7 protein-coding genes are annotated in these 6469 nt (G+C 66.1%); 3 read left to right on the forward strand and 4 right to left on the reverse strand.

Annotated features, from left to right (window positions below):
* Positions 1 to 255: 255 nt before the first annotated feature.
* Positions 256 to 1191 (reverse strand): enoyl-CoA hydratase, encoded by a 936-nt coding sequence (locus tag A9W95_RS05265; RefSeq protein ID WP_067409548.1) that lies wholly within the window; start codon positions 1189 to 1191, stop codon positions 256 to 258.
* A gap of 139 nt (positions 1192 to 1330) precedes the next feature.
* On the opposite strand from A9W95_RS05265, the gene A9W95_RS26730 reads away from it, so the two are divergent.
* The 3 genes from A9W95_RS26730 (at position 1331) to A9W95_RS05275 (ending at position 3631) form a co-directional block, all read left to right on the forward strand.
* Positions 1331 to 1495, forward strand: coding sequence for a hypothetical protein (locus A9W95_RS26730; protein WP_116645546.1), 165 nt, complete (start codon positions 1331 to 1333; stop codon positions 1493 to 1495).
* Entirely contained in the window at positions 1495 to 2973 is a 1479-nt protein-coding gene (locus A9W95_RS05270; RefSeq protein WP_067409549.1) for a trehalose-6-phosphate synthase, read from the forward strand. The genes A9W95_RS26730 and A9W95_RS05270 overlap by 1 nt, the downstream gene beginning before the upstream one ends.
* Positions 2974 to 3049: 76 nt before the next feature.
* A complete protein-coding gene (locus tag A9W95_RS05275; protein WP_067409550.1) occupies positions 3050 to 3631 on the forward strand; it encodes a hypothetical protein in 582 nt (193 codons plus the stop codon).
* Here the strand turns inward: A9W95_RS05275 and A9W95_RS05280 are convergent.
* From A9W95_RS05280 to A9W95_RS05290, 3 genes are all read right to left on the reverse strand, one after another.
* Positions 3628 to 4119, reverse strand: coding sequence for a mammalian cell entry protein (locus tag A9W95_RS05280; RefSeq protein ID WP_067409551.1), 492 nt, complete (start codon positions 4117 to 4119; stop codon positions 3628 to 3630). The genes A9W95_RS05275 and A9W95_RS05280 overlap by 4 nt on opposite strands.
* Complete coding sequence (locus A9W95_RS05285) at positions 4119 to 4826, reverse strand: mammalian cell entry protein (RefSeq protein ID WP_067409552.1); 708 nt, start codon at positions 4824 to 4826, stop codon at positions 4119 to 4121. Before A9W95_RS05285 ends, A9W95_RS05280 begins: the two co-directional genes overlap by 1 nt.
* An 8-nt stretch (positions 4827 to 4834) precedes the next feature.
* Positions 4835 to 6469 (reverse strand): virulence factor Mce family protein (locus A9W95_RS05290; protein WP_067409553.1); only part of this gene is annotated, 1635 nt, incomplete at its 5' end.

The raw sequence follows: 6469 nt of genomic DNA on the forward strand, positions 1-6469 counted from the left end.
CAGGCAACGCGCCGCCGCCGGAGCCACGGTCGGGTTGGCCGGCGCCGCAGCCGGTCTGGTTGCGCTCAAGCGGCGCGGCAAGTGAGTCACAGCAGCCCCACACGTCGCTGGACTAGGTGGGTGACAAAGTGCCCACCTCATAGCGACAACGGCGAGCGCTCGGGGCGTGCCTCATCTGTTGTCGCTGTGAGGCGGGCACAAGAGACACCGCCCGACGGAGAGGCTGCTGGGACAGCTGTGAATAAATCTGCGGCCTTACGGCGTATCGCGCCGCGCAACCTTCGTCGGCTTGGCGGTGCGCCAGTCCTCGACGTCCGGCGGCAGACCGACAGGGAACCTGTTTTCGTTGTGCGCCGCCCAGTGCGCGTGGCCGAGCTCATGCACGTGGAAGGCGTGCCTGAGCGCCTCGGTGAACCCCATGGCATCGGACGCGGCGTTGACCGACGCCTTCACCAGAAGTGACGCCATCGTGGGTCGCTCGGCAATGCGCCGGGCGAACTCCAGCGTCTTGTCTTCCAGTTCGTCGACCGGAAACACCTTGGACACCATGCCTAATCGATAGGCTTCATCCGCGTCCAGCGAATCACCGGTCAACAGCAGCTCTTTGGCTTTGCGCGGGCCGAATTCCCAAGGGTGCGCGTAGTATTCGACGCCCGGCATACCCAGCCGGACCGCGACCACGTCACTGAATTTGGCATTGTCGGCGGCCACGATCAGGTCACACGCCCAGATCAGCATCAAGCCGGCCGATATCGCGTTTCCCTGCACCTGGGCGATCGTGATCTTGCGCAGATCCCGCCAACGACAGGTGTTTTCAAAGAAGAAGTGCCATTCTTGGTGATACAGCTTTTCGATGATCGGTTCCAGCGTGGCCCCGTGCGAGCGGAAGGTCGGGTGCTGCGACGGGCCGGGCTTACGCTCCAGCATCGCCTCCTCCGACCCGAGGTCGTGGCCGGCGGAGAAGTTTCTGCCTCGCGCCGCCAGAATGACCACGCGGACGGTGTCGTCGGCTTCGGCGCGCAGGAACGCCTCGTCCAGCTGGACCAGCAGCGTGCGGTTCTGGGCGTTGTGGGCATCGGGCCGGTTCAACCAGATTCGCGCAATGCGTCCCTCGTCCAGAGTCTCGTAGGCCACCATCTCGGGGCGGTCAGCGTTGCCGGCTTGAGCACCGGCCTGGTCGGACAGTGTCATATCGCCCACCTACCTTGTCGTCGCGCCTGGGAGCCCGTTACACATTACGGCCAGTCTGTAAGAAGGCCGTGCCTGGGTAGCCGGCACGGTGCGACGAGGCGCCCGTCCCCAGTCCAGCCGCTTGGCATAAAATCGTGTAATGCCTACCAAATCTGACCCTGGCGACATCGGCGACGTCGAGCCGCTGGCCGACAGCACCGCCAGCCAGGCCAGGCGCGTCGTCGCCGCGTACGCCAACGACGCCGACGAGTGCCGCGTTTTCTTGTCCATGCTTGGTATTGGACCGGCGAAGCACGAGAGCTAATGGCTCACAAGGGAAGCCCGGCTTCTGAGCCATCGGAAACCGGCGGCTTCGGCGACTCAGACTTTGTGGTAGTCGCCAACCGGCTGCCCGTTGATCTGGAGCAACTTCCCGACGGCACCACCGCCTGGAAGCGCAGCCCCGGCGGTTTGGTCACCGCGTTGGAGCCGTTGCTGCGCAAACGGCGCGGGGCTTGGATCGGCTGGCCGGGAGTGGTGGACGCCGACGAAGAGCCGATCCTGCAGGACGACCTGCGCCTGCACCCGGTACGCCTGTCCGCCGACGATGTCGCGGAGTATTACGAGGGCTTCTCCAACGCCACCCTGTGGCCGCTGTATCACGACGTCATCGTCAAGCCGATCTACCACCGGGAATGGTGGGATCGCTACGTCGACGTCAATCGTCGCTTCGCCGAAGCCACGTCCCGCGCGGCCGCCGAAGGCGGCACCGTGTGGGTCCAGGACTACCAGCTCCAACTGGTCCCGAAGATGCTGCGGACCCTGCGGCCGGACCTGACCATCGGATTCTTCCTGCACATCCCGTTTCCGCCGATCGAATTGTTCATGCAACTACCCTGGCGCACCGAGATCATCGAAGGCCTGCTCGGCGCCGACCTGGTTGGTTTCCACCTGGCCGGCGGTGCCCAGAACTTCCTCATCCTGTCGCGCCGTCTCATCGGCGCGGAAACCTCCCGCGGCTCGGTGGGCGTGCGGTCTCGATTTGGCGAGGTGCAGCTCGAGGACCGCAGTGTGCGGGTGGGCGCCTTCCCCATCTCCATCGACTCCGGTGAGCTCGACCAGGCGGCCCGCGACCGCAACATCCGGCGCCGCGCCAAAGAGATTCGGGCCGAGATCGGCAACCCGCGCAAAGTTCTCCTCGGCGTGGACCGCCTGGACTACACCAAGGGCATCGACGTCCGATTGAAAGCGTTCTCGGAATTACTTGCCGAGGGCCGCGCCAAGCGGGACGACACCGTCTTGATCCAGCTCGCCACACCCAGCCGCGAGCGCGTCGAAAGTTACAAGATCCTGCGCCACGACATCGAACGCGAAGTCGGGCACATCAACGGCGAATACGGCGAGGTCGGCCACGCGGTGGTGCACTACCTGCATCGCCCCGTCCCCCGCGACGAACTCATCGCGTTCTTCGTGGCCAGCGACGTCATGCTGGTCACGCCGCTGCGTGACGGCATGAACCTGGTCGCCAAGGAGTACGTCGCCTGCCGCAGCGATCTGGGCGGAGCCCTGGTGCTCAGCGAATTCACGGGCGCCGCAGCCGAACTCCGTCAGGCCTACCTGGTCAACCCGCACGACCTGAACGGGGTGAAGGACGCCATCGAGGCGGCGCTCAACCAGTCCGACGAAGAGGGGCGGCGCCGGATGCGGGCGCTGAGACGCCAAGTGCTCGCCCATGACGTGGACCGCTGGGCGCGGTCGTTCCTCGACGCGCTTGCCGAAGCCAAACCTCACACGCAGGTATAGCGACGGCAAACCCATGGTGTTCGCCGACTAACGCTGTGATACTCGATGCAGTGCTTGCCGTGGAGGGAGGACCGACGTGAGGATCCGTCGCGGATTGGCTGCCGGTGCGGGCGTCGTCGTGGCCGTTGGGTTCGGCATTGCCCTGGATTCGGGGAACCCGGCCCGCGCGCTGGGACCGCCGGCGGACGGCGCCTACACGTTGAACGAGGCGGGCGCGTCCAACGTCACCTGGACGATCAGCGCGCTGTGCGATCAGCCCTCTGGCACCCGCAACATGAACGATTATTCCGACCCGGTGGTGCAGGCGTTCAACTGTGCGCTCAATGTCGTGAGCGCCACGCCGCAGTGGCCGACTACCCGCGCTGACCGACTGCAGAACTTCAGCGGGCGCGCGCGGTTGTCGAGCGTGCTGTGGACTTTCACCGTCAACAAGTCCGACGGTGTGGAATGCCCGGGCGGCGGAACCGCCCCGACCACCGATACCTACGCCTTCAGCGACGAGACCATGAGCGGCACCCACACCATCATCCATGGCGAAGTCTGTGGGCTGCCGTCGGATATGAAGAAGCAGCCGTTCTCGCTGCAGCTGACCGGGCCGCCGCCTAGCCCAGTCGAGCGATACCCCTTGTACTGCAACGGGATTGCGATGTGCTACTAGATGGGCGTGATGTAGGCGATCAGCCAATTGCCGTCGATACGCTTGAAATCGACACGTAATCGGCTGCCGTCGTAAAGCGGTTGCCGAGCCTTGTCGGTCACGGTGCGGTTCATGTAAACCATCACCGACGCCGAATTACGTTGCGCCGCCATCACTCCCACGCCGACGACGTTGGCCTGGACGACCACTTCCCGTTTCTTGGCCTCCGGGATGATCTGCGCATTGGCGCTCTTCTGGAATTCCTGCCGGTAGTCCGGCGTGAGAAACGGATACACCGCGGCGAGGCTGCGCTCCACGGTCTGGTAGTCGTAGCCAAACACTTGCGGGATCCGGTCTTTGGCCAGCTTGGGCAGTTCCGTGCGCGCAGCCTGTTCCCCTCGGGTCTCCACTCGATCCCAATAGAACCAGCCCCCGACTGCGGACAAGCCCACGATCGCAAGAATGGCGAGAGTTCCGAGGAATGCGGTCAGCCACTGCGGCCACCGCATCAGTTACCTCCGTCGGGGTATTTCAGGTCGTAGCCAGACATTTGTCCGGTGGCCTCGTCCTCGTGCACGATCACTCGCAGCCGGTAGGGCATGGACGGCTTGTTGACGCCGTCCATGTCAGCCACCGTCACCCGGACCGAGACCAGGACCGAGGCGTTGTCGGTCACGGTGTCGATGCCTTCCAGGGCGGCGCCGTTGATGACCGCCTCGGAGGTTGCGTTGGTGGACCGGAACAGTCCTTTGAGATTGTCGACGTTGTTGTTGGCGCTGAGCATGCCACGCAGCGGACCGCTGGTCCCGTTGACGAACCGGTTGACCGACTCGTCGATGGTGTCCGGAGTGTAGCTGAACATGTTGATGACCGTCTGGGTTGCCGTGTCGACGAAACGCTGGTCGCGGGCTTGCGCGGCACGCGCACCGCGGTGTTGTCCCATCAGCGCTAGCACACCCGCGGTCAGCCCGGCGATCACCAGAACCGCGGCCGCCAACGAGACCCACGCGACGAGGCGGCGGTGCGCGGGGCGGCGCGAGGGCGGCCGGAGCCCCTTGAGCGGCTTGGCCGGCTTGGCTTTCCGGGCCGGCTCGGCCGGAGCTTCGACCGCGACGGTTGCTTCGGGCTTGCTCTCACTCGTCTCGCTCTTTGCGGGACCGGCTGCGCGGGACGCCCGCCGACGCACCCGTTGCGGCGTCGCTTGCTGTGTCGCCACTACATCTCCTAAGACGGCTTCGGAGCAAGCATCAGATCCACCCAATTCTCGGCGCTGGATGCACCGGTGATGCCGGACGCGAAGATACCAGTGCCGCCCGCCGGGTCCCGGAACGCGCCGGTCGCCGGGTCATAGAAGCTGTAGGCCGTGCCGCTGGCCTGCGGTTCTGGGCCCGGCGCAGGACCGGGCGCCGGTCCGGGCTCCGGCCCCGTCCCCACCGGCGGTCCCGGCGGCGGAACGTACTTCGGGAACGGAAGCTGTGGCGGCACCGGCGGCACCCCTGGCGGCTGCCACGACGTGAACGGCGGCGGCGGCCCGTTGTCGTTGGGCGGCGGCGGAACAAACGCCGGCTGGTGCGGTGCCGGACCCGGGCCAGGCGTGACCCCCGGCGGCGGCGGCCCGACGATCGGGACGCCCGGGTCCGGGTCTGCACCCGGCGGTATGAACGGAAACTTGTTGGGCGGCAACACGTTCAGCCCGTTGGTCATCGGTGTGCCGTACGGGATGGGCGGTCCGCGCCACGGGTTGGTGCCGGTCGGGATGTAGCCCTTGGGGTCACGGCACAGCTGTACCGTCGGCGCGCGCTTGCCCGGGAACTCCTGACACGGGTAGTTGCGCGCACCGCGCACGGTACTGGGGTCGTTCTGAGCGGTCTTGCAGTACATGTCCGTCGGGATCTCGCGCACCGTCTCGTCGGCCGGCGAACGGATCAGCGGCGGCGGGATGAAGCCGGTGTTGCAGGGCGGCGGGTCACCCAAGTCGAGCTTGAAGTCCAGCTTGGCACCCTCGTCCTGCGGTTGGCCGCCGGCCGCGGTGGTGATCGCGGCGAACAGGGCGGGGAACACGACCAGCAGTTGCTCGATGGTCTTGTGGTAAATGACGCCGACCCGGCCCAAGTTGGCCAGGCTGGCCGCCAAAGTCGGAAACGACGGGCGGATACCGGAGAACGCGGTGTTGGCTTCGTCCACCGCGTCGGGCACGGTGGCCAGGGTGTCCCGCAGCTGGGGATCGGCCTGGCGCACCTCGGAAGTGAACCGAGCCAGCCCGTCGGACAGCGTCCTGATGTCACTCCCCGCGCGGATTTGAGCTTGCAGGACTGGGCCGACCTGATCGATCAGTTGGGACACCTGCGGGTAATTGGTGTTGGCCTCGTCCACCAGCAACCGGGCCGATTGGATCAACCGAGCCAGTTCCGGGCCGGTGCCGTTGGTGGCCGCGAACGTCTCGTGCAGCAGCTCACGCAGCCGCGTGTCACCCAGGCTGTTCACCAACTTCTCGGCTTGGTGCAGCAAGTCGGCGACGTCCTGGCCGATGCGGGTGTTCTTGACGTCGATTTTGGATCCGTTGCGCAGCTTCCCCGGCGCGGGAGTCGCCGGCGGCACCAGGTCGATGTACTGCTCACCGATGGCCGAAACACTCTTGACGGTCGCGGTGACGTTGGCCGGGATCGGGGTGCCGCTGTTGAGCCGCATTTCAGCGGTGACGCCGTTGCGGTTCAACCCCACCGACTCGACCCGACCGACGGCCACTCCGCGGTAGGTGACGTTGGCGTTCTTGTACAGACCACCGCCGGCGACGAAGTCCGCGCTCACCCCGTAGGTGCCGAGGCCGAAGGTGGCCGGCAGGCGCAGGTAGAAGATGGC

This window comes from Mycobacterium sp. 1423905.2 (assembly GCF_001673155.1).
Lineage (GTDB): Bacteria > Actinomycetota > Actinomycetes > Mycobacteriales > Mycobacteriaceae > Mycobacterium.

What these genes read in the sequence shown, in the direction of transcription:
- A9W95_RS05265 (WP_067409548.1), bottom strand. Translation starts at nt 1,191, where the DNA reads ATGACACTGTCCGACCAGGCCGGTGCTCAAGCCGGCAACGCTGACCGC.
- A9W95_RS26730 (WP_116645546.1), top strand. Translation starts at nt 1,331, where the DNA reads ATGCCTACCAAATCTGACCCTGGCGACATCGGCGACGTCGAGCCGCTG.
- A9W95_RS05270 (WP_067409549.1), top strand. Translation starts at nt 1,495, where the DNA reads ATGGCTCACAAGGGAAGCCCGGCTTCTGAGCCATCGGAAACCGGCGGC.
- A9W95_RS05280 (WP_067409551.1), bottom strand. Translation starts at nt 4,119, where the DNA reads ATGCGGTGGCCGCAGTGGCTGACCGCATTCCTCGGAACTCTCGCCATT.